Raw genomic sequence first — 21,749 nt, forward strand, 5'->3', positions numbered from 1 at the left:
CCGAACCCGGCCCGGTTGACGCTTTCGCGAACGTGGTGCTTGACTGGCTTGCCGTGGGGCACGACCACGTGTCGAGCCCGCGGCGAGGGGACTGGGGAGTTCGTTCTGGGGCGTTCGTTCAGGGGTTCACATGGGGGTTGACGTGGCAGTGGCCGGCGCCTGTCCATAGGCGCTCGGCCTCCAGCCGTGCACGTTCACCCGGTCCCGCACGTCGAAGTGCGGGAACGACCTCGACAATCGCGCGTTGCGGCGCCCGCCGGATTCGGCGGGGCCATTGCCGGCGTGCGGCGAAAACCCCGCCCCCGGCCCTCACGCCGACCGCCCACCGACCAGGAGTCCGCCGGATGGCTGTCTCCCGAACGATGAGGACACCGGTCATGCCCGTCCACAACGCGACCGTTTCCGGATGCCCGGTGCACGCAGCCGACACCGATCTGGTCGACCCCCACCTGTACAGCGACGGCGACGCGCACGCGGTGTGGCGGGAGCTGCGCGCGCAGGACGGGTTGAGCTGGCACCAGGTGGACGACGAACGCGGTTTCTGGAACGTCGTGCACTTCAAGGAAACCGATTTCGTGCTGCGCAACACGCATCTGTTCACCTCCGAGCGCGGCACCATGCTGGAACTGCTCGGCATGGACGACCCGGCGGGCGGCCAGCAGCTCGCGGTGACCGACCCGCCCCGGCACACGATCATGCAGGCGCGCCTGAAGAAGGCCCTGGCGGTCAAGGCGGTGGACCGGCAGCGCGACACCATCCGCGAACTGGTCGGCGACCTGATCGCGCCGATCGGCGACGGCGGCGTGTTCGACTGGGGCCAGGCGATGCTGGCCATGCCGATGTCGGTGACCGGCACCATGATGGGCCTGCCGGAACAGGACTGGCCGTGGCTGAGCCGCCTCACGACGATCTGCATCGCCGCCGACGACCCGGAGTACCAGGACGAAGGCAGCCGCGACGCGACCCTGCACGTGGCGCACCGCGAGCTGTTCGCCTACTTCCAGGACCTGGTCCGGTTCCGCCGCGAGAACGCCGGCGACGACCTGATCAGCGTGCTGATCAACACCCGGTTCGAGGGCCGGCACATGTCGTCCGCAGAGATCGTGTCGAACTGCTACAGCCTCCTGCTGGGCGCGAACGTCACCACCCCGCACGCCCCGAACTACGTGATGGCCGAGTTCATCGAGACCGACGTGCTGCCCCAGTGGGCGGCCGACCCCGAGGTCGGCGTCACGGCCGTCGAGGAGGCGCTGCGCTGGGCCTCGCCGGTCAACCACATGCTGCGGTACGCCACGCAGGACGTCGTGGTGCGGGACACCAAGATCGCCGAAGGCGAGGCGGTCGTGGTGTGGCTGGGCGCGGCGAACCGGGACGAGGCGGAGTTCCCGAACTCCGAGACGTTCGACATCCGGCGCAAGCCCAACAAGCACCTGGCGTTCGGCATCGGTCCGCACTACTGCGTCGGCCACAGCGTCGCCCGGGTGACCCTGCGCACGTTGTTCGAAGAGCTTTTGGCCCAGTACGAGGGCTTCGCGCCCGCCGGCAAGCCGGAACGCCTGGTGTCGAACTTCGTGTCCGGCTACAAGCACGTGCCGATCACGGCGAAGCGCCGTGCCTGACCTGCTGACCCGCCGGGAGCGGGCGTTGCGCTACTTCGGACCCGCCACGGGCCGGGTCCGGCTGGTGTGCTTCCACTACGCGGGCGGCACGACGGCGATGTTCCGCGACTGGCCGAAGCGGTTGCCGGCGGACGTGTCGGTGGTGGCGGTGCAGTTGCCGGGCCGGGACACCAGGTCGGACGAGGACCCGCACACGCGCATGGGTCCGTTGGTGGCCGAACTGGTGGACGTGCTGTCGCCCGTGCTGGACGTGCCTTTCGCGTTCTACGGGCACAGCATGGGGGCACGGGTGTCGCTCTGGCTGACCCACGCCCTGCGCGCCCTGGGCGGCCCGCTGCCGCTGTCGCTGTTCGTGGCGTCCAGTGCCGCGCCCGCGTTGATGACGCGGGTGCGGGGCTGGGACGAGTCGGACGACGCCCTGGTGCAGTACCTGCGGGACCTGGGCGGCACCCCACCGATCGTGTTCGAGCGCCCGGACCTGCTGGAACTGTTCCTGCCCGCGTTGCGCGCCGACCTGACGGTGGTGGCCACGTCCGGACCGCCGCCCCGGCCGGCTTTGGACGTGCCGTTGCACGTGTTCTCCGGCGTGGATGACGAAGAGGCGTCGCCGGAACGAATGGCGGCGTGGAGCCGGGAAACTGTTTCGACTTTCACACATGACCTGATCGCCGGTGGCCACTTCTTCGCACCCGAGGGCGTGGCCCACGTGCTGAACGCGATCGAAACGCGGCTCACGGACACGCGGCCGGGCTAGCGTTCGACTCTTGTACCCCTTCGGGTGACGAGGCGTCGGTGGCGATACCCGACCTTTCCGGCGGCTACCCCATCGGTGGGCCAGGCACAACGGGAAGGAGACTTGACATGCGACGCATGCTCGCCACGGCGGCGGCCACGGGGCTGACCGCCCTGGCCCTGCTCGCCGGCCCCGGCATCGCCGGCGCCGACCCCGATCAACCCGCCACCGACCAGAACAGCCGGTTGCTCAACGACAACGTCATCGGCGTTTCGGTGATTTCGGTGGTCGTGGATAACGTGCTCAACTTCGAGGACAGTGTGGTCATCAACGGTTGATCCGCGCCGGCAAAGGCCGCCGGGGAGTCCTCGGCGGCCTTTGCCGGCGCTGGTCAGTGAGCAGAGTCCATGAGGGCTCGTTGGTCCGCGGTCAATTCCAGCTCGACCGCTTCGAGGCTTTCGTCCAGCTGTTCCACGGAGGAAGCGCCGATGAGCGGGATCACCGGGAGGTCCCCGCCGATCATCCACGACAGCACCACCTGGTTGGCGGTGGCGCCCGTATCCCGGACCACCTCGTGCAAGGCCGCCAAACGGGCCTTGGTGCCCGCGTGGTCGTGCAACTCGCCCAAAGGCCGGTCCTCGCGCACGTAAGCACCCGACAGCAAAGGCGTGTAGGCCACCAGGGTCAGGTCCGGCCGGTCGCGGAGGTAGGTCATCAGTTCCGCGCTGAACAGGCCCTGGTCGCCGTCCTTCGACCGCCGGCCCGGGATGTCACCACGCGCCCGCAGGTAGGTGTGGTGGTACTGGAGGACTTCGTACGAGGGCAACCCGGCCTCCGCAGCCAGGGAACGCCAGCGTTCCAAGCGCCACGACCAGTGGTTGCTGGCGCCCAGCATGGACACCGTCCCGTCCGCCACCAACTCGGCGAAGGTCTTGACGATCTCCTCCTGCGGCACGGTGAGGTCGTCGGTGTGGGCGTACAGGAGGTCCAGCCGCTCCACGCCCAGGTTCTCGCGGCTCCGCGCGGACGACGTGCGGATCGCCTCGGGGGTCAGGCCTTCCAGGTTGAAGAAGTCCCGGCCCGGGGTCTTCGGCCGGCCGCCGAGCTTGGTCGCGATCACGACCTCGTCGGTGATGCCCCGGCTGCGCCGCCACCGGCCCAGTAACGCCTCGCTCTCGCCGCCCCGGGTGCCGTTGACCCAGAACGCGTAGTTGTTGGCGGTGTCGAGGAACGTGCCGCCGGCCTCGACGAAGCGGTCCAGCACCGCGAAGGCCCGTTCCTCCTCGACGACCGTGCCGAAGAGCATCGCGCCCAACGCCAGCACGCTGACTTCGCGCCGGCGCTGCGGGTCGGTGCCGATCTTCCGATACTTCATGCCTCTCCCCTGTGCACGTGAACGGTCGTGATCATGGTGCCGGTTTTCCGTCCACGGCCAAAAACAGGTGGTCCAGGCCGACGTACGCCAGGTTCGGGCCCCATTCCACGGCGTTGTCGGCCAACGCGGCGCGTGGGAAGCGGCGGGCGAAGCGGCGGAGCACGGTCGCCGCCTCCAGCCTGGCCAGGGGTGCGCCGATGCAGTAGTGCGCGCCGTGGCCGAAGACCAGGTGGCGGTCGGCTCGTTCGGCGACGGGGGCCAGGTCGTTCAGGTCGGTGTCGAACAGGCCGCCGCCGGCCAGGGAGACCAGGACCAGGTCGCCTTCCCGCAACGACAGGCCCTCGAACTCCATGTCCGCTGCGACGACACGGCCCACGTTGCGCAGCGGAGGGCGTTTCTCCAGCACGGATTCGACCAACGACTCGACTTCGCCTGGGCGGTCGGCCACCACGCGTTCCCACAAGGCCGGGTCGTCGAGCACGGCCAGCAGGCACGAGCCGATCAGGGACGCGGTGGTTTCCAGGCCGCCGAACAGGATCATCGACCAGGTCGCCGTGGTGCGGGCGCGGTCCTCGGGAGTGTCGCGGGGGAAGCCGTCCAGCGCCGGTGACGTGGACAGGGCCTCGGTCATCTCCAGCATCACCCGGTGCGCGGCCTCGGCGTGGTCGCGCCGGTACATGGCGGCGATGAAGCCCGACAACGTCTTCGACCAGGTGTGCAGCACCGCGGGTTCCTGCGGCACGCCGACGATGTGACCCATCACCCGCCCGGACACGCCCTCCGCCACGGTCGGCACGGCATCGTGCGCCGGGTCGGCGGCCAGGTCCTCCAGGCACGCGTCCACGATCTCCTCCACGCGCCCGGCCAGCGAGCGCGTGAAGGACGCGGAGAACAGGCGCTGCATCGGTTTGCGCAGCGCCGCGTGTTCCTCGCCGTCGGTGTGCACGAACCACAGGCGCAGGAACTCGGTCAGCGCCCGGTGTTCCCACCTCGACTCCTCGGTCATGTACAACTCGCCCAGCCGCTTGGACGTCTGCGACGAGAACCCCTGGTGGTTGAGCACGACGCGGGCCACGGCCGGGTCGGACACGACCCAGCACTCCAGCCCGTCGTCCCACTCCATGCCGCGGACGTCGTCCCGGACCGCCCCGGTCACGACTTCGCCGCCTGGATGAGCTCGTTCAGCCCGGCCGGGGTCGGCGCGAGCAGGAAGTCCCGCAGTCGCACCGAAACGCCCAGTTCGTCGCGGATCAGCCGGAGCAGCTTCACCGCGCCCATGGAGTTGCCGCCCACGGTGAAGAAGTCGGTCTCGGCGGTCAGCTCGACGGGCTTGTCCAGCACCCGGGCGAACAGCGACGGCGCGGTGCCCAGCGGGTTCGCGGCAGGAGTGGCGACGCGCTGCCCGGCGGGCGCGGCGACGGCGGCCAGGGCGCGGCGGTCGACCTTGCCGTTGCCGGTCACCGGGAGCCGGTCCACCACGGCCCACAGGCTGGGCACCATGTACGCGGGCAGGCGGTCGGCGACCAGGTCGCGCAGCACGTCGGTGCCCACCTCCTGAGCAGGCACGATCGCAGCCAGGAGGCGCTTGTCGGCGCTGTCCCCGTCAGTGACCACCACGGCCGCGTCGCGCACCCGCGGGTCGGCGACCAGCACGTCGGCGATCGCGGACAGCTCGATCCGGAACCCGCGCAGCTTCACCTGGTCGTCGCGGCGGCCCAGGAAGCGCAGCCGGCCCGCCCGGTCGATCCGGACCAGGTCACCGGTGCGGTAGAGGCGGTCCGGGACGTCCGGGGAGAAGTGGCCGAACCCGCGCGCCGACTCGGCCTCGTCGTCCACGTAGCCGTGCGCCAAGCCCTCGCCGGCCGCGTACAGCTCGCCGACCGCGCCCGGCGGCACGACGCGGTGGCGCCGGTCCAGGACGTGCACGCGCGTGCCGGGCAACGGGGTGCCGATGGGCAGCGGGCCGTCCACCTCCGCCAGCGACGTCACCGAGTGCGTGGTGGTGAACGTGGTGTTCTCGGTGGGGCCGTAGCCGTTGGTCACCACGATGCCGGGGTGGCGTTCCAGCACCCGCGCCACGTGGGCGTGCGGGACGACGTCGCCGCCGGTGATCAGCTGCCGCAGCCCGCCCAGCCCGGCCGGCGCGAACTCCTCGACCAGCCGGAACAGGCCCGCGGTGAGCCACGCGACGGTGACGCCGCGTTCCAGCAGGAACCCGCTCAGCTCGCTGGGCGAGGGCAGCCCGGCCGGGTGCACCTCCAGCGCCGCGCCACCCGCGAGCGGCCCCCACAGCTCCAGCGTGGAGGCGTCGAAGGCCAGCGGGGACAGCCGCAGCACCCGGTCCTCGGGTCCGAAGTGGACGAAGTCGGGCTCGTGCACCAGCCGCACGACCGCCCGGTGCGGCACGGCGACGCCCTTGGGCAGGCCGGTGGAGCCGGAGGTGAAGGCGATGTAGGCCAGGTCGTCCGGCCCGGTCTCGGCGGGCTCGGCGTCGGAGGACTCCCAGGTGGGCTCCCAGGTCGCGCAGGTCGGCACGCCCAAGTGGGAGACGTCCGCGGTGGCCAGGACGGCCTTGGGCGCGGCCTTGGCCAGGATGTGCCGGACCTGCGCCTCGGGCTGCCCCAGGTCCACGCCGACGTACGCCGCGCCCGCCCACGCGATGCCCAGCACGGCCACGACCTCGGCGATCGACCGGTCCAGCGCCACCAGCACCCGGTCACCGCGGCCGACGCCGAGTTCCCGCAGCCGCCGGGCCTGCTCGGCCGCCGCGCCCGCGAGCTGCGCGTACGTCAGCTCCAGATCGCCTGCCCGGACCGCAATGGCGTCCGGCGTGCGTTGCACGGCCGCACGGAACAGGCCGTCCGCGGTGGTCTCCGGGAACTCACGGCGGGTCTGGTTGACCGCGTCGAGCACGGCCTTGCGGTCGGCTGACAGGCAGCGCAGGTCCTCCAGGCGACCGGTGGCCGTGGCCAGTTCCCGGACGGCGGTGGTGTAGTCGTCGAGGAACGCCCGCGCGTCGGCGGCGTCCCACAGCGCGGTGGCGAACTCCAGCTGCGCGCCCAGCGTCGGGCGGGACCGGCCGAACAGCAGCGACAGGTCGAACTGGGCGCCGCCGCCGTGGCCCTCCTCGACCCGCAGCACCACGTCACCGGCCTCGACGCGCTGCGGCACGAGCTGGTCGTGCATGCCGAAGGACACCTGCACCAGCGGGTGCGCGCTCAGCCCGCGCTCCACGCCCAGCCGGGTGACCAGCTCGTCGAACGGCAGCGCGCCCGCCTCGATGCTGCGCGCCAGCGAGTCCTGCACCGCGCGCAGGTAGTCCGCCGCCGGCGCGTCGTCGTCGACCTCGACCAGGACCGGCACCAGGTTGCCCGCGACCGCGACCAGGTCGGCCAGCTCGGCGGTGTCGCGGCCGTAGAGCGACACGCCGACCAGCAGCCGGTCCACGCCGGTCCAGCGGCTCAGCGCGAGGCCGTACGAGCCCAGGAGCAGGGCGAACGTGGTGATGCCCAGGTCCTTGGCGCGGGCCTCGACCAGGGTGCTCAGCTCGGCGTCGAGGTCGAGCGGGATGCGTTCGCCCGCCGGGTCCTGCACGGTCGGGCGGGGCGCGTCGGTGGGGACTTCGAGCACGGTGGGCACGCCGTCGAGGTGCTTGAGCCAGAACTCGGCGAGGCGGTCCCACTCGCCGCTCGCGCGGTCCTGCTCGTGGCGGCGAAGCAGCGCTTCCGTGGTCGGCGCGGGTGTCGTGTTGAGCGGTTCGCCGGCCTTGAGGGCTTTGTAGTTGTCGAACAGCTCGGTCAGCAGCAGGCCGACCGCCCAGCCGTCGAGCAGGACGTGGTGGGCGACCAGCACGACTGCCTGCTCCCGAGCGCCGCTGATGAACAGGTAGCGCACCGGGGGCGCGGCGGTGAGGTCGAAGGGGACGCGGCCGTGGTCGGCGGCGGTGGCGCGGACGAACTCGGCGAAGTCGGGGCCGTCGTGGGCGATGTCGACGATGTCCGGCACGGTCTCGTCCAGCACGACCGGTTTGACCTCGCCGTCCTGCTCGCGCAGCACGGTGCGGAGGGTGGCGTGGCGGGCCGTGGTGGCCTGGGCGGCCCGGGCGAAGACCTCGCGGTCCAGCGTGCCGCTGTCCACGTGGGACGTGAAGACCAGGTTGTAGGTCGAGCCGCCCAGGACGTTCTCGATCAGCCACATGCCGCGCTGCGTCGGGGTCAGCGCCGCTGTCGGCGCTTCGGCCGCCGGCGCGGGCCGCGCGTCGCCGACCGCGTTGGCCAGGACGGTGCCCAGCGGGGTGGACGACAGCAGTTCCGCCACGGACAGCCGCAGCCCGAGCTGTTCCTGGGCCAGGGCGGTCAACCGCATGGCCCGCAGCGAGTCACCGCCGAGCGCGATGAAGCTGTGGCTGGCGAACCCCGCCCTGTCCGTCGCCGGTCCGAGGACCGAGAGCACGTACTCGTCCAGTGACATGCCGACCTCCGGGTCTTGAGTGGAACTGCTGCCTGGGCGCGGTGCGACCCGCGCGGTCACGGACGCGATAAACGCGCCGACAACGGCACCGCGTCAGCTCCGCGGCAGTGGGCGCGGGAGGAGGGAGTTCCCCGGAGGTGACCGAAAGGCCGGGGCGAGCGGCCGTGTTCCGGTGTACGCGCCATTGCGCAATGTCCCCCAGCGAGTCGCATTTCCCCCGATGCCAGCGACTCTAAAAGCGCACTTCGAACCGTGTCAACACGGCCCGTTCGGCCCGACGAAGCATTCTCGGCAGGTGGTCGTTCCAGGTCGGCGAAGAATCTGTGAAAATCTTCTCGTACGGACTCCCGAACATTTGTCGATGCGCTCTCGCGCGAATACCAGGAACTCCGGCGCGACTTCCAACGGGACCTTCGTGGACGCGCAAACCTCTTGGTCAGAGGGAGCGGAGCGCGGTGTCGATGACCTCACGGCTGTCCGCGAGCAGGGCCTGCGCCGCGGTCTGGCCGGTGGCGGCGAGGTAGGCGTCGACCAGGCGGTTGCCCGCGGCGTAGCCGGCGCCGGTCGGCAGGCCCACCGGGGTGCCGCCGTAGCGCAGGGCGGTCGCGTCACCGTGCACCCAGGCGGCGAAGTTCTGCATCCCGGTCACGTCGAGTCCGGAAAGGACCTTGTCGAAGACGGCGTCGTCGTGCAGGTGCGGCACACCCAGGCGCGCGTAGCCCAACTCGTCGCCGTAGAGCCGGCGGGCGAAGGCGTCGGCCAGGCCTTCGGACACGACCTGCTCCCCCACCGTGACCGTCGCCGGGTTCCACACCACCCCGCCGGGCGCGTAGCGCAGGTTGTGGTTCAGCTCGTGGACCGCCGTGGCCTCCAGCCGGGCCAGGTTCTCCGGGTAGGGCCAGAAGTTCAGGTACAGGTACCCGGTCACGCTGCCGTTGGCCGTCATGCCGAGGGCCGGCCCCATGAAGTGGTCGTCACCGGGGTCGCCGAGGACGATGAGCACGGTCAGGTCCGGCACCGCGATCCCCGGCGTGGCAGCGAGTTGCACGGCCACCGCCCGTTCCAGCGCCCGTTCGATCCGTCCCCACGCGTCGGCGTCGTGCAGCGCCGCCAACGCCTCCAGGCACCGCTGCTCGTCGCGGTCGAGCGGGAAGCCCGAGCCCATCCCGTGCATCGCGACCAGGTCGACCTCGCCGGGGAAGTACCGGTACATGCCGGCGGCCGGCTCCAGCATGTCCTTGAGGAGGGCGGCCCGCTGCTCGCGCGGGGCGTGCAGGATCTCGCGCATGGCCGGGTAGGTGTCCAGCACCGTGATCGTCATGCCGGCGAAGCTAGACCTTCCAGTCACGTCAAGCTCAAGCCCATTGTGGACGGCCCGTCGCCGCGTAGCCCCCGCTACGCCGCCTCGGACAGCCCCCGAGATCCTGGCGTTCGCGACCTCCGCAGCGGTTCGCGTCGGTCACAGCGCCGTAACGGTTGGCCGAGCCGGGCACGGCGTATCGGTCGCCGATGTTTGCTGTGCGCCATGAACAAGAAGGTCACGTCCGTGCTGCTGGCCCTGGGCTGCGCCGCCGCGCTGGCGGCGTGCTCCAGCAGTGACGACAAGTTCGCCGAGGAGCTGAAGGCGGCCGGCTTCAGCAACGTCGGCGAGGTGCGCAGCGAGTCCGACAGCAAGAAGAAGAAGTCCAAGAAGGTCGGCAAGCGCACCGTCAAGACGTCCGACAAGATCCTCGAGGCCACCGTGCGGGTCAAGGGCTGCGACCTGGAGTTCGAGAAGGTGGCCGGGCAGTCCGGCTACTGGCTGGACGAACTGCACGTCAACGGCCAGGAGCCGGACTGGCCCGGCTACCCGGAGAACCTCAAGCAGTCCGACGTGGTGACCCTGCTGGCGGGCAACCAGCCCAAGCCGGACGGTTTCAAGGACTGCTACAAGCCCAACGAAGCCTGACCCGACCCGCCCGGGCCGTTCCACACCGGCCCGGGCCGCCTCATCGAGTGTCCTTCGTGGACGTTCGGCGGCGGACGGCGGTGCCCGCGCACACGATGACGGCGAGGCCGCCGACCACGGTCGGCCACGTCAACTCCTCCCCCAGCAGCCAGGCCGCCCACAGGATCGTCAGCACCGGCTGCACCAACTGCACCTGGCTGACCTGGGCCATCGGCCCGATCGCCAGCCCCCGGTACCAGGCGAAGAAGCCCAGGAACATGCTGACCACCGCTAGGTAGGCGAACGCCGCCCACTCCACCGGCGTCCCGGACGGCGGCTGCCGCACCGCCGACACCACGGTCAACGCGACCATCAGCGGCGCGGACAGCACCAGCGCCCACGACACCGTCTGCCAGGACCCCAGTTCGCGCGCCAGCAGCCCGCCCTCGGCGTACCCGATCGCGGCGGCGAGGACCGCGCCGAACAGCAGCGCGTCCGACCAGTGCAGCCGCCCGAAACCACCGGCCTGCACCGAGGCGAACGCCAGCGCGGCCACGGCGCCCAGCCCGGCGGTGACCCAGAACGACACCGGCGGGTGCTCCTTGCCCCGGACCACGGCCATCACCGCGGTGGCCGCCGGGAGCAGGGCGATCACGACCGCGCCGTGGCTGGCCGGGGCGGTGGTGAGCGCGAACGAGGTCAGCAGCGGGAACCCCGCCACCACGCCGCCCGCGACGACGGCCAGCCGCGCCCACTGCACGCCCGTGGGCAGGCGCTGGCCGGTCAGCAGCAACGCCCCGGCCGCGAGCACCGCCGCGACGACCGCCCGGCCCGCCCCGATGAACAGGGGCGAGAACGCGCCGACGGCGATCCGGGTGAACGGGACGGTGAACGAGAACGCCGCCACCCCCAGCAGTCCCCACCCCAACCCGGTGGATAGCGGTGTCGCTCTGACGAGAGTAGCGCTACTGTTCTCTGACATGTCCAACGATAGCACCGGGCGGATCGTGGCCGGCCTGCGCGCGTGGATCGCCCAAGCGCCGCCGGGCGCGCAGGTGCCGCCCACGCGGGCGCTGGTGGCCGAGTACGGGGCGAGCCCGGTGACCGTGCAGAAGGCGCTGCGGGCGCTGGGCGCGTTGGGGCTGGTGGAGAGCAGGCCCGGGGTCGGCACGTTCGTCCGCGCGGCCCGCACCGCCCGGCCGCCCGACTTCGGCTGGCAGACCGGCGCACTGCGCGCCCCGCACGCCCGCGTCCCGACCATGTCGGCCGCGATGCGCACCGGTCCGGCCGACGCGATCGCCCTGCACTCCGGCTACCCGGACCGCACCCTGCTGCCCGAACGCCTGGTCCGCACCGCCCTCACCCGCGCCGCCCGGTCCGAGGCCGCGCTGGCCCGGTCCGAGCCGGCCGGGCACCCCGAGCTGCGGGCGTGGTTCGCCACCGAACTGGGTAGCGCCACCCCGGTCGGCGTCGCCCCGCCCGCGCCGCGCGACGTCGTGGTGGTGCCCGGCAGCCAGAGCGGTCTCAGCTCGATCTTCCGGGCGCTGGCCGGGTTCGGGCAGCCCGTGCTGGTCGAGTCGCCCACATACTGGGGCGCGATCCTGGCCGCCGTACAGGCCGGCGTGCGGGTGGTGCCGGTGCCCGGCGGGCCGGCCGGTCCGGACCCCGACGAGCTGGCGCGGGCGTTCGAGGAGACCGGGGCGCGGCTGTTCTACGCCCAGCCCAACTACGCCAACCCGACCGGGGCGCAGTGGTCGCCGGAGGTGGCGCAGCGGGTCTTGGACGTGGTCCGGGCGCACGCGGCGTTCCTGGTGGAGGACGACTGGGCGCACGACTTCGGCATCGACAGCACCGCGCGGCCCGTGGCGGTGCAGGACGACGCCGGGCACGTCGTCTACCTGCGGTCTTTGACCAAGAACGTGTCCCCGTCGATCCGGGTCGCCGCCGTGATCGCCCGTGGCCCGGCCCGGGACCGGATCCTGGCCGACCGCGGGGCGGAGTCCATGTACGTGAGCGGGTTCTTGCAGGCCGCCGCGCTGGACGTGGTCACCGACCCGGGTTGGCGCACCCACCTGCGCTCGCTGCGCCACCAGCTCCGCACCCGCCGCGACCTGATGGTGGCGAGCCTGGCCGAAAACGTGCCGCAGGCCCACCTGGACCACGTGCCGCCGGGCGGGCTGAACCTGTGGGTGCGCCTGCCCGACGAGACCGACCTGGAGCGCTTGGCGGCCGACTGCGAGGCGGCGGGCGTGTTGATCGCGGCGGGCACGGAGTGGTTCCCGGCGGAGCCGTCGGGCGCGTACATCCGCCTCAACTTCGCCGGTCCTGACCCGGACCGCTTCCCCGACGGCACCCGCGTCATCGGCCGCATGCTTTCCGAACAATGACGGCGAGGGGTCTTCAGCAGGCCCCTCGCCGAATCATTCGATTCAGATGTTCCAGATTTCGCCGGCGGTCGCCGCGAAAACGCAGTTGTTCCCGTACGTCGTCGTGTAGTTCACCGGCTTGTCGCCGTACCACCCGACCGCGCGGACCGTCACGGGCGCGTACTGCAAGGTGCAGGCGACGCTGCTCTCGTGGTCGGTCGCGCTCAGGTCACCGTCCGCCGCGAACAGTTCCGCGCAGGCCGCGGCGGGGTTGTCGTGCAGCCCGCCAACGGGCTCGCAGGTCAAGTAGCCGTAACGGGTGCCGGCGTGCACCGGGTCAGCCTCGGAGTGGGAGACGCTCAGCAGCAGTCGAACGGTCGGCGCGGTCGTGGCGGCGGACGCCGAGGCCGGCATGGACACGCCGGCCAGTGCCGCGGCGGTGGTCGCGAGCAGGGCTGGCAACATGCGGGACATGGTTCTCCCTCGAACGGAATCTTGTTGTCGACCCGACCGGTCGGGCCGGGTCCGCCGCCGAGGTTAGAAATGCCGACAACGCGCTTTCAAGGTGAGCAAACTCGCACCGCACACCATTGGCGTAGGCGATTCCGTGAAATCCGTGAAGACCGCCGACCGGCGGCGGGTCCGGCTACCCGAAACGGCGCAACGAGAAAGTTTTCCCATTTCACGTCGTTTTGACGTGTGAATCATCGGTGGTTTGGGTCGTGCGCTCGCCGAGCCGCACGGTGACCACGCCGAGCAGGGTCAGCACCCCACCGGCCAACTGGACCGGCCGCGGCGCCTGGGCCAGCAGCAGCCACGCGAACACCAGCGCCATCAGCACCTCGGTCAACGCCACGAACGACGCCAGCCGCGACCCCAACCGCCGCGTCGCCGCGATCCCGGTGACGTAACCCAGCGCCGCCGTCACCACGCCCAGGACCACCACGGGCACCCACCACGACACGGTGAACCCGTCGAACGCCACGTCCCGAGTGGTCGCCCTCAACGGAACCGCCCCGAGCGCACCCGCCACGAGCAGCGCCACCCCACCCAGCAACAGCCCGCCCGCCGCCAGGGCGGTACCCGGCAGACCGTCCTGGTCCCGCGCCGACAGCACGAAGTACACCGCCGCACCGACCATCGCCCCGAGCGCCCACAGCACGCCCGCCGCGTCGACGTCCGCGCCCGACAGCAGGTCAAGCACCAGCACTAGCCCCGCCAACGCGAGCACCGCCCCCAGCACGGTCAACCGCCCGGGCCGCTGCCCGTGCCGCAACCACAACCACACCACCACCGCGACCGGTGCCGTGTACTCGACCAGCAGCGCGACACCGACGTCCATCCGCGCCACCGCGTTGAAATACGCCAGCTGGCACCCCGCGACCGCGACCAGCCCGTACGCCGTGACCAGCGGCAGGTTGCGCCGCAGCAGCCCCCAGTCACCGCGCAGCCGCGCCACAGCCGCCGGCAACAGCACCAGCCCCGCGATCAGCACCCGCGCCGACACCGCCGCCGCCGAACTCCAGCCCGCCTCCATGAGACCGCGCCCCAGCGGTCCCGACAGGCCGAACGACGACGCGGACAGCACCGCGAGGCCGATCCCGGGACCGAGTCGAGCGGCACGTCTGTCATGAGTCATGGTGGCCATGACTCATGACACTATGGAGCGGCTTGGTAATCTGTCAACGTGGTTTTCACTCATGACACGGTGGCGTCCCTGCTCGCGGCGGTCGAGCTGGTGAACTCCGCCGTCGAGCCGGACACCATGACCGACCAGTCCCAGGTCGACGCCTTCTTCGCCCGCCACGGCTACACGGGTGCCCGCACCAGGGACGCCACCGAACTCGCCGCCGTCCGCGCCCTGCGCGCCCCACTGCGCCGCCTGCTGACCAGCGACCGCGACACCGCCGCTCGGCTGGTCAACGAAACCCTCGCCGCCCACCGCGCCGTCCCCCAGCTGGTGCGGCACGACGGGCTGGACTACCACATCCACGTGGTCGACCCGGACACCCCGTTCGCCGACCGGATCGCGGCCGAGACCGCCATGGCGATGATCGACGTCATCAGGTCCGACGAGATGAGCCGGCTCGCGGTGTGCGCCGACGAGACCTGCGACGGCATAGTCCTGGACCTGTCCCGCAACCGCTCCCGCCGCTACTGCAGCACCACGTGCGGCAACCGCGTCGCCGTCGCCGCATACCGGGCCCGCAAGAAGTAGGTCAAGACCCCGTGGTGCGGTCGTGTGTCCGGTAGTCGCCACGATGGATCGTGGTGGATCGGTGCAGTCTGGTGGGGGCTTGCGTCGAGCGGAACGAGAGGTGTCGTGGCCAAGACCGTCAAACGCCCGGAACCGAAGCGCCCGGAAGCGAACTGGAAACCCGCCACAGCCGGCGCCGTGACCGCGTTCGTGCTGGGGGTGGCCGTCGCGTTCCTGCTGGGTGCCTGGACGTCGGGGCCGGACAAGACCGAGCGGCGGATCGCCGAGCTGCGGGAGGCGGAGGCGCGCCGGGACGTCGAGCAGATCGTCGTGCTGACCGATCTGGCCAGGGGCAGCCGCGACCGGCTGGCTCCGGTGTTGACGGGGATGTCCAAGGCGGCTCCGGCGGACGCGTCGAGCGGGGCCGTGCCGACCGCGGAGGAAGTCGCCGGGTGGCGTGACGTGGTGACGGCCGAACTGCGCCGGTACTCGGAGACGCCGTCGGCGGGGAACGGTGTGAACGTGGCCCGAACCGCGTTGACCACGTCGGTGCGGCAGTTGGCGGTGGCGGTGGGTGGATTCGAGGCCGCTTTGAACGCGCCGGACCCGCAGCGCGGGCGGTTGGTCGGGTTGGCGGCGGAACAGCGGACGCTGGCGTTGCAGGCCTGGTCGGTGGCGGCGTTGCAGCTGGACGTGATCAACATCGAGGCGGGCAAGGGCCACGTGCACATCCAGCTGGACCCCCGGTCGGCACCGCTGGACGGCGAACCCGAGGGCAGCGGTCGCCGCTGAGCCCCGACGACGCCGCGCCGGTGGCGTGGTGGGTCAAGGGCGGCTCGTGGGCATGGAGTCGTCGGCGAAGTCGTGGAGGTGTTGCAGGTCCGGGATCAGGACGCCGCGCCGCGGGCTCGTCTCGACGACTCCCGCCGTCCGCAGCTCCGAGAAGGCCTTCTCCGCCGTCCGCGGCTTCATCCCCGCGATCGACGCCAGCTCGATCTTGGTCAACGGATAACCCAAGGCCCAACCGCGCGGGGTGTGGAGTCCGTGGAGGTCGACCAGGTGAAGCAGCACGCGAGCGACCCGGGCGGCCGCCGGGAGTGACATCTCGCGGCGCAGGTCGTTGGCCCACCGGAGGTGTTCGTTGCCGATCCTGACCAGCTCGACCAGCACCTCGTCGTGCCGGGTCAGGAAGCGGGTCAGGTCTTCGGGCGGGATCCGGCGGCCGTCGACCGGGCCGCAGGTCACGACGCTCGCCGAACGGGGCTTGCCGTCCAGGGCGGCCATCTCGCCCACCAGGTCGCCTCGGGCCTTCAGGCTCAGCAGGCCCGTGTCGCCCGCGGTGTCGGTGGCCAGCACCTTGACCGCCCCGTCGAGCACGAGCACGGCGAAGCCGTCGTCGTCGCCCTCCCGGATCACCAGGTGGTTCGCGGGGTAGGTGACGGGCGTCCCGAGGGTCAGCACCAGTCGGCGCGTGCCCTCCGTGAGCCGGCCCAGGAGGCTGCGGCTCGGCCAGGTGTCCCCCATCGGCTCGGACTCCGGTCGTGGTAGTCGATGTCGCGTGGCAACTCTCGCACAGCCCGGGGCCTGTTGTCGCCGGCCCGGACGCGCACGAGGTCCGGACCGGCGAGGACGCGCACGGGGTCCGGACCGCCCCCAGCCGGCCCGGACCCCGCCCGGTTCACCACCACCGACGGCCGGTCCCCCGATCGGCCGTTCTCCCCTCGGTCTTCACCACGACAAGTGCGGCCCACGGCCCCCGGAGTACATGAGTCACCCGATCGGGCGGGCCGTCCGGGCGGCGCTGGTCACGCGAACACGATCACGCAGGTCGGCAGGCGAGCCGGCAACCGACCCGCGCGGTCCAGGCGGAACCGCTTCCGCGCCGGGTCCCGACCGGCGGCAGGCGGTCAGCGTTCGTTGCCGCGTTTGTAGTTGCCGGTGGCGCGGGCCAGGAGTTGTTGGGCGCCCTCGTCGTCCGCGCGGTCCAGGGCGGTGATCAGGCGGGCCGCCGACCGGCCCCGCACCGTCGTCACCACACGGCCGCCCCTCGACACCAGCACCTGGCCGTCCTTGGTCACCCGCCAGTCGAACGGGTCGTCGTCCAATCCCACCCGCGCATCATGCCGCACGACCGAGAAGGCCCGCGCCCAGTGGACGCGGGCCTTGATGACCGGCGCTTACCGGTAGCCGAAGATCGGCGGGAAGATCAGCACCACGACCCACGCCCACCCCGCGTACACCGGCAGGTAGTTGGTCTGCCACCGCTCCAGCGCCGCGAACGGCGTCTTCCGCCGCACCTGGCCCAGCAGGAGCCACGCCGACCACGCCAGGTTGGCCAGCAGGATCACGTTCTCGCCCAGCGCCGCCGCCTTGTTCGGCGTCGTGCCGTACTCGCTGATCCGCCCGGTGATCTCCAGCAGCACCAGCACGTCGATGAGCAGCGCGCTCACCACCAGCGCCAGTTGCAGCTTGTCGAACAACCCCGCCGGGGCCAGCGGGTCGCGCGCCGAGATCGAGTAGAGCAGCAGCCCCAGCACCACCACCAGCAGCAGGTCGAACAGGATCAGCGCCTCGCGCTCCACGTCGATGCCCGACGTGGTGACCACGAGCGTGATCAGGAAACCCAGCAGCACAGCGGTGAACAGCGGGGTGAAGAGCCGGGTCAGCACGGGCGCGATGTTCTCCACCACGCTCTGCTTGGCCTCGACCAGCCACCCCGCCACCACGACCGCCGCCGCCGCGCCGCACGGCGCGAGCCACTGCGAGACGAAGGTCTCCGGCGAGGTCCCGATCGCCTCGAACGTGCCGAACACGAACGCGATCAGCACACCGCCGCCGAGTCCGATGAGGACGTAGTAGACGAACCACTCGCCGGTGAACCGCACGAAGTCCATGCGCCGGCGCGGCGAGCGCAGGTCGTCGGACACGTAGGCGAGCCCGACCGCGAACCACAGCGCGATCGGCAGGTGGATGCTGGTCAGCACGACCGACATCGACGTCTCCGCCAACGGGTACACGTTCGCGGCCACCGCGCCGACCGCGAACAACCCGACCAGCACGCCGATCACCGCCGCGCCCGCCCGACGCCGCCAGGCCAGGAACCCGGCCAGCCACGGCAGGGCGAACAGGCTCGCGTTGGTCGCGTAGAACGCGCCGTCCCGGTCCAGGTCGAGCCCGAACACCTCCGGCAGCTTCACCGAGAGCGCCGCGCCCACCGCGCACGCCACCAACGCGACCAGCTCACGCCGTTTGCCGGGATCCGCCGCCCCGTCGACGTCCCCGGTCAGCACCAACTGCTTCCACAGCCGCTCGGAGTGCTCCCGCGCGAACTCGCGCGACAACTCGTCCAGGCTGCCCATCCGCTTGACCGCGACCAGGAACGCCTCGTCGTCCCGGAGCCCGGCGGCGACCAACTCCTCCACCGACCCCCGCAGGTGGTCCTCGAGCTCCTCGACGTCGGTCCCCCGCAACTCCTTCCGGCGCTGCACGTAGGACCGCCACTGCGCGAACTGCGCCTCCAGCCCCTCGCTCATCCCGGCACCCCCAGGACGACCGCCTGCGAGTCCCCGCGCCAGATCTCCTTCAAAGCACCGACCACCGTGTCCCACTGCCGGCGCTGCTCGGCCAGCTCGGCCAACCCGCTGTCGGTGATCCGGTAGTACTTGCGCCGCCGCTCACCGGCCACCGACTGCCAGCTGGACTCCACGTGCCCCAGCCGTTCCAGCCGGTGGAGCAGGGGGTAGAGCAGCCCCTCCGTCCAGTCCAACTCCCCGCCGGACAGCTCGTTGATCCGCCGCAGGATCGCGTACCCGTAGCTGTCGGCCTCGGCGAGGATGCCCAACACCATCGGCGTCGCCGACGCAGCCACAAGATCTTTGGCGACTTTCACCAAACCTCCACCCTAGATGTCTGATGCATAGTACTTCTAGGTATCGGCCGCCGGCAACGCCCCGGAGGACGGCGGGCGGGACGGGGGACCGCCCGCCGTCCGATCAATCACCGCGGGGTCCACCTCTGCAGTGCCACCCCGCCGTCGACCACCTGCACCAGGCCGTTGGTCGACCCGGTCCCGGTGGGCGCCATGCTCAGCCCGCTGTGCTTTGCCTTGACCGCGTAGCCATCGGCCGTCCCGCTGATCCGCCACCTCTGGTTGTCCACGCCTTGTTCTCGATGCCCTGCACCGCGGAGTTCACGCCGTCGAACGCGCCCTGGTAGCCGCCGCCGACCCACGCCACGTCGGTCTTGACCATCCGGGTGCCGGCCGTGCCGACCTGCCAGGCGATGTTGGACAACGACCGCTGCGTCCACAGACCGGTCTGGAAACCCTTGCCCTTCAACGAGGTCACCGTCTGTTGTCGATGGCCACCGGGACGGTCAGGTCGCGCAGCGCCCACGTGCCCAGGCGCAGTCCGGTGCCGTAGAACTGCTCGTCGGTCTGGCGGGTCAGCCGCTGGCGGGCCTGGCCGTCGCCCCACGACAGGCCGGACGACTCCAACCAGATCAGCGTGGTGTTGTCCTTCTTGTAGAGGGCGAACTTCAGCGGGGTCTTGTAGGCCCGGAGCACGACCGAGGACGTCTCGATCTCCTGGTAGGTGCCCGCGTCGCTGACCGTGACGCCGACCGCGCCGAAGTTGGTGCCGGTGAGGATCTTGCCGTTGCCCGGGTCGGTGTACGAGCCGCCGGGTGCCAGGTGCGTCAGAGGGAACATCTTAGTGCCACGGCGGCGGCAACGGAGGCGGCACCCGACCAGCGCCGGTCGTCGAGGCGGACGGCCAGGGCGTGCACGTGGTGCGGGTCGAGGACGGCCACCTGGGTGCACACGTCGGGCAGGGACACGCCGTCGACGTTCTGGTGGGTGGTCGTGTGGATCATGCGGCGGATGGCGTCGCCGCGGGCACGGGCCGCCGAGAGGTCGTCGGGGTGGCGGGCGCGTTCGCGGGACCACGCGGTGCCCAGCAGCAGCGGGGCGGCGTTCCACGCCTCGACGAGGGTCGAGCCCGCGACCACCCGGGGCGCGGACAGTTCCACCCGGTGTTCGGCCAGCGCCGCCCACACCAGCACGATCCCCGTCCGGAACGAGGATGCCATCGACCGGTCGGCCGCCACCGAGCCCAGCGTCGACAACGCGGTCGAGGTGGTGTCGTCGACCTCCCGGGTGCCCAGGGGCAGCACGACCACGAGGCAGTCGAACCCGGCGGTGATCTCGCGGGGCGCGGCGGCGCGGGCGTGCGGTCCCAGGGCGGCGACGATGCGACCGGCCAGCGGCCCGCCGTAGCCGTCGAGGACGCCGATCACGCGGACCCCGTCATCAGGAACAGCTCGACCTTGACCGTCCCCGGGCCGCCCTCGTCGCCGAGGAACGGCCGGATCTGCTGCTCACGCGGCAGCTTCGGAACTTGCCCGACCACGGCCCGCATGAGTTCGCGCGACACGTCCGGGCCGCTGGTCGCGCCCCTCGGCACGCCGAACAGCTGCACCAGGCCGACTCGCTGGTTGGGCAGCACGCGGGCGTCCATCTGATTCCGGAACGCTTCGAGCACGCCCGCGCCGCCGGCCGGGACGTCCACGAAGAACACCACCGACTCCAGCACCAGACCCTCTTGCTGCACCCCGGTCGTCGGCGGAGTCGTACTGGCTGGTGTCGGCGAGGGTGTCGGGAGCGCATCTCGGGACGGGTGCAGCTCGGAGCCGAAGGCGATCACGACCAGGACCAGCGCCAGCTCGGCGAACAACCAGCCCGCCGACCCGAGCCCGCCATCCCCCTCACGCCGATACCGCCGCCTCACTCCGGCCGCTCCCCAACCGGACGCTCCCCTGCCGGCCGCTCACTGCCCTGCCCCGGCCCGCCCTGACCTGCGCCGCTCTGCCCCGCGCCGGCCGGCGTCGGCTCGGCCGGTTCCGCGGTCGGCGCCTCGGGCGGGAACTCGTCCGCCCCGTTCGTCGCCCGCAGGCCGTCGACCACCATCGTGATCCAGTTCGCCTCCCGGATCGCGGCCCGCAGGTGCGTGCTGGTGTCGTGCAACGTCCCCGTGGCGGCACCCAGGTCGCGCGCCGCCGACTCCACCAGCGCCGCCGCTTCGGCGAACGGCTTCTCCGCCGCCCCGACCGCCTCCCGCTGCCCCGCCGTCACCGCGGACACCTCGCGCGCCTCCCCCGCCACCGCGTCCGCCCGCGCCAGCACGTCCTCGGCCCGCACCACCGCCGCACCCGCCGACGACACCGCCCGCTCGACCTCGTCCACCAGTTCGGCCACCGGCCGCACCGCGACCTCCAGCACCTCCGCGCCCCGCCCGATGCGCTGCTCCACGTCGGCCAGCCGGGTCACGTGCGCGCCCAGGTGCGGCAGGCCGTCGAGCAGTCGGGACACCGCGTCACCCAGCCGTTCCACGGTCGACACCGCCGCGTCCAACCGCTCGGCCGCCCCGCCGAACCGGCGCGCCGCCGACGTCAGCTCCACCGCGAGCCGCCGGGTCTGCTCGCCCTGGTCGGTCAGGGTGCGGGCGGCCCACAGCGCGGCCACCGGCTCCACCAGGTCGGCCTCCAACCGGTGCACGATCCGGTCGGTGCGGTCGGCGCGTCGGCGCATCCGGGCCGGTCCGACGTACCGGAACATCAGCACCAGCACGGTGACCACGATCAGCACCGACAGCACGAGCGGGCTCAGCAGCGGCGGCAGGCTCAGCCAGTAGGCGAAGAACGGCGGCCGCTGCCCCACGTCGGAGCTGAGGTCGCCGGTCAGGTACATGACCTCGGCCACGCCCAGCAGGCCCCAGGTGAACGCCACCGGCAGCAGCGCCAGCACCCCGCCGGGCTGCGGGACCGGCACATCGCACACCGCACGCAACACCCCCGGTTCGCGCAGCCGCCACAGCTCGGCGTCCCGCTCCACGGGCTCACCGGCCACCACCTGCGCCGCCTGCTGCTTGGCGACGCCGAACAGCGCCACGAGGTGCGCCAAGTGGGCGGGCCGCACGCCCTTGGCCCCATGCACCCCGGTCAACTCGATCACGGCCCGGTCGGTGAGGTACTCGACCTGGCGGGCGGCGTCAGCGGCATCCATGG

The 21,749-nt window shown here is 71.8% G+C and carries 23 protein-coding genes; 7 read left to right on the forward strand and 16 right to left on the reverse strand.

The window, feature by feature from the left end; all coding sequences use genetic code 11:
* Window positions 1-377: 377 nt before the first annotated feature.
* The 3 genes from RIN75_RS30180 (at window position 378) to RIN75_RS30190 (ending at window position 2,690) form a co-directional block, all read left to right on the forward strand.
* Entirely contained in the window at window positions 378-1,619 is a 1,242-nt protein-coding gene (locus RIN75_RS30180) for a cytochrome P450 (protein WP_309115439.1), read from the forward strand.
* Complete coding sequence (locus RIN75_RS30185) at window positions 1,612-2,373, forward strand: thioesterase domain-containing protein (RefSeq protein WP_309115440.1); 762 nt, start codon at window positions 1,612-1,614, stop codon at window positions 2,371-2,373. Before RIN75_RS30180 ends, RIN75_RS30185 begins: the two co-directional genes overlap by 8 nt.
* A 107-nt stretch (window positions 2,374-2,480) precedes the next feature.
* Window positions 2,481-2,690, forward strand: a complete 210-nt coding sequence (locus RIN75_RS30190; protein WP_309115441.1) for a hypothetical protein — start codon at window positions 2,481-2,483, stop codon at window positions 2,688-2,690.
* A 53-nt stretch (window positions 2,691-2,743) separates the two neighbouring features.
* On the opposite strand, the gene RIN75_RS30195 is transcribed toward RIN75_RS30190, so the two are convergent.
* From RIN75_RS30195 to RIN75_RS30210, 4 genes are all read right to left on the reverse strand, one after another.
* Entirely contained in the window at window positions 2,744-3,727 is a 984-nt protein-coding gene (locus RIN75_RS30195; protein ID WP_309115442.1) for an aldo/keto reductase, read from the reverse strand.
* Between the two features lie 31 nt (window positions 3,728-3,758).
* Window positions 3,759-4,883 (reverse strand): hypothetical protein, encoded by a 1,125-nt coding sequence (locus tag RIN75_RS30200; protein WP_309115443.1) that lies wholly within the window; start codon window positions 4,881-4,883, stop codon window positions 3,759-3,761.
* Window positions 4,880-8,197: an amino acid adenylation domain-containing protein gene (locus RIN75_RS30205; RefSeq protein ID WP_309115444.1), complete on the reverse strand. Its 3,318-nt coding sequence runs from the start codon at window positions 8,195-8,197 to the stop codon at window positions 4,880-4,882. Before RIN75_RS30205 ends, RIN75_RS30200 begins: the two co-directional genes overlap by 4 nt.
* Before the next feature lie 436 nt (window positions 8,198-8,633).
* The gene (locus RIN75_RS30210; RefSeq protein ID WP_309115445.1) at window positions 8,634-9,518 is read right to left on the reverse strand and encodes a DUF2268 domain-containing putative Zn-dependent protease; all 885 of its coding nucleotides are present in this window, start codon (window positions 9,516-9,518) and stop codon (window positions 8,634-8,636) included.
* A 204-nt stretch (window positions 9,519-9,722) separates the two neighbouring features.
* Between RIN75_RS30210 and RIN75_RS30215 the strand changes: the two genes are divergently transcribed.
* On the forward strand, window positions 9,723-10,145 hold the full coding sequence (locus RIN75_RS30215) for a hypothetical protein (RefSeq protein ID WP_309115446.1): 423 nt from the start codon (window positions 9,723-9,725) through the stop codon (window positions 10,143-10,145).
* A gap of 40 nt (window positions 10,146-10,185) precedes the next feature.
* On the opposite strand, the gene RIN75_RS30220 is transcribed toward RIN75_RS30215, so the two are convergent.
* On the reverse strand, window positions 10,186-11,106 hold the full coding sequence (locus RIN75_RS30220) for a DMT family transporter (protein ID WP_309115447.1): 921 nt from the start codon (window positions 11,104-11,106) through the stop codon (window positions 10,186-10,188).
* Here RIN75_RS30220 and RIN75_RS30225 point away from each other — a divergent pair.
* Window positions 11,105-12,511, forward strand: a complete 1,407-nt coding sequence (locus tag RIN75_RS30225) for a PLP-dependent aminotransferase family protein (RefSeq protein ID WP_309115448.1) — start codon at window positions 11,105-11,107, stop codon at window positions 12,509-12,511. The genes RIN75_RS30220 and RIN75_RS30225 overlap by 2 nt on opposite strands.
* Window positions 12,512-12,553: 42 nt before the next feature.
* Here the strand turns inward: RIN75_RS30225 and RIN75_RS30230 are convergent, their stop codons facing one another.
* The gene (locus RIN75_RS30230) at window positions 12,554-12,964 is read right to left on the reverse strand and encodes an SSI family serine proteinase inhibitor (RefSeq protein WP_309115449.1); all 411 of its coding nucleotides are present in this window, start codon (window positions 12,962-12,964) and stop codon (window positions 12,554-12,556) included.
* 208 nt (window positions 12,965-13,172) lie between these two features.
* The gene (locus RIN75_RS30235; RefSeq protein WP_309115450.1) at window positions 13,173-14,138 is read right to left on the reverse strand and encodes a DMT family transporter; all 966 of its coding nucleotides are present in this window, start codon (window positions 14,136-14,138) and stop codon (window positions 13,173-13,175) included.
* A 39-nt stretch (window positions 14,139-14,177) separates the two neighbouring features.
* Here RIN75_RS30235 and RIN75_RS30240 point away from each other — a divergent pair, with 39 nt between their 5' ends.
* Window positions 14,178-14,708, forward strand: coding sequence for a CGNR zinc finger domain-containing protein (locus RIN75_RS30240; RefSeq protein WP_309115451.1), 531 nt, complete (start codon window positions 14,178-14,180; stop codon window positions 14,706-14,708).
* A 177-nt stretch (window positions 14,709-14,885) separates the two neighbouring features.
* Window positions 14,886-15,479: a hypothetical protein gene (locus RIN75_RS30245; protein ID WP_309115452.1), complete on the forward strand. Its 594-nt coding sequence runs from the start codon at window positions 14,886-14,888 to the stop codon at window positions 15,477-15,479.
* 33 nt (window positions 15,480-15,512) lie between these two features.
* On the opposite strand, the gene RIN75_RS30250 is transcribed toward RIN75_RS30245, so the two are convergent.
* From RIN75_RS30250 to RIN75_RS30290, 9 genes are all read right to left on the reverse strand, one after another.
* Window positions 15,513-16,211 (reverse strand): Crp/Fnr family transcriptional regulator, encoded by a 699-nt coding sequence (locus RIN75_RS30250; RefSeq protein ID WP_309115453.1) that lies wholly within the window; start codon window positions 16,209-16,211, stop codon window positions 15,513-15,515.
* 383 nt (window positions 16,212-16,594) lie between these two features.
* Window positions 16,595-16,798, reverse strand: coding sequence for a hypothetical protein (locus RIN75_RS30255; RefSeq protein ID WP_309115454.1), 204 nt, complete (start codon window positions 16,796-16,798; stop codon window positions 16,595-16,597).
* Window positions 16,799-16,864: 66 nt separating this feature from the next.
* Entirely contained in the window at window positions 16,865-18,220 is a 1,356-nt protein-coding gene (locus RIN75_RS30260) for a permease prefix domain 1-containing protein (RefSeq protein ID WP_309115455.1), read from the reverse strand.
* Complete coding sequence (locus RIN75_RS30265) at window positions 18,217-18,576, reverse strand: PadR family transcriptional regulator (protein WP_309115456.1); 360 nt, start codon at window positions 18,574-18,576, stop codon at window positions 18,217-18,219. The genes RIN75_RS30260 and RIN75_RS30265 overlap by 4 nt, the downstream gene beginning before the upstream one ends.
* 196 nt (window positions 18,577-18,772) lie before the next feature.
* The gene (locus RIN75_RS30270; protein WP_309115457.1) at window positions 18,773-19,033 is read right to left on the reverse strand and encodes a hypothetical protein; all 261 of its coding nucleotides are present in this window, start codon (window positions 19,031-19,033) and stop codon (window positions 18,773-18,775) included.
* Window positions 19,030-19,395: a hypothetical protein gene (locus tag RIN75_RS30275; protein ID WP_309115458.1), complete on the reverse strand. Its 366-nt coding sequence runs from the start codon at window positions 19,393-19,395 to the stop codon at window positions 19,030-19,032. Before RIN75_RS30275 ends, RIN75_RS30270 begins: the two co-directional genes overlap by 4 nt.
* The gene (locus RIN75_RS30280; protein WP_309115459.1) at window positions 19,383-19,982 is read right to left on the reverse strand and encodes a hypothetical protein; all 600 of its coding nucleotides are present in this window, start codon (window positions 19,980-19,982) and stop codon (window positions 19,383-19,385) included. The genes RIN75_RS30275 and RIN75_RS30280 overlap by 13 nt, the downstream gene beginning before the upstream one ends.
* Window positions 19,979-20,473: a hypothetical protein gene (locus RIN75_RS30285; protein ID WP_309115460.1), complete on the reverse strand. Its 495-nt coding sequence runs from the start codon at window positions 20,471-20,473 to the stop codon at window positions 19,979-19,981. The genes RIN75_RS30280 and RIN75_RS30285 overlap by 4 nt, the downstream gene beginning before the upstream one ends.
* Window positions 20,470-21,747, reverse strand: a complete 1,278-nt coding sequence (locus tag RIN75_RS30290) for a hypothetical protein (protein ID WP_309115461.1) — start codon at window positions 21,745-21,747, stop codon at window positions 20,470-20,472. Before RIN75_RS30290 ends, RIN75_RS30285 begins: the two co-directional genes overlap by 4 nt.
* Window positions 21,748-21,749: the final 2 nt, after the last annotated feature.

It is taken from the genome of Saccharothrix sp. (assembly GCF_031180885.1).
In the GTDB taxonomy this organism is placed as follows: domain Bacteria; phylum Actinomycetota; class Actinomycetes; order Mycobacteriales; family Pseudonocardiaceae; genus Actinosynnema.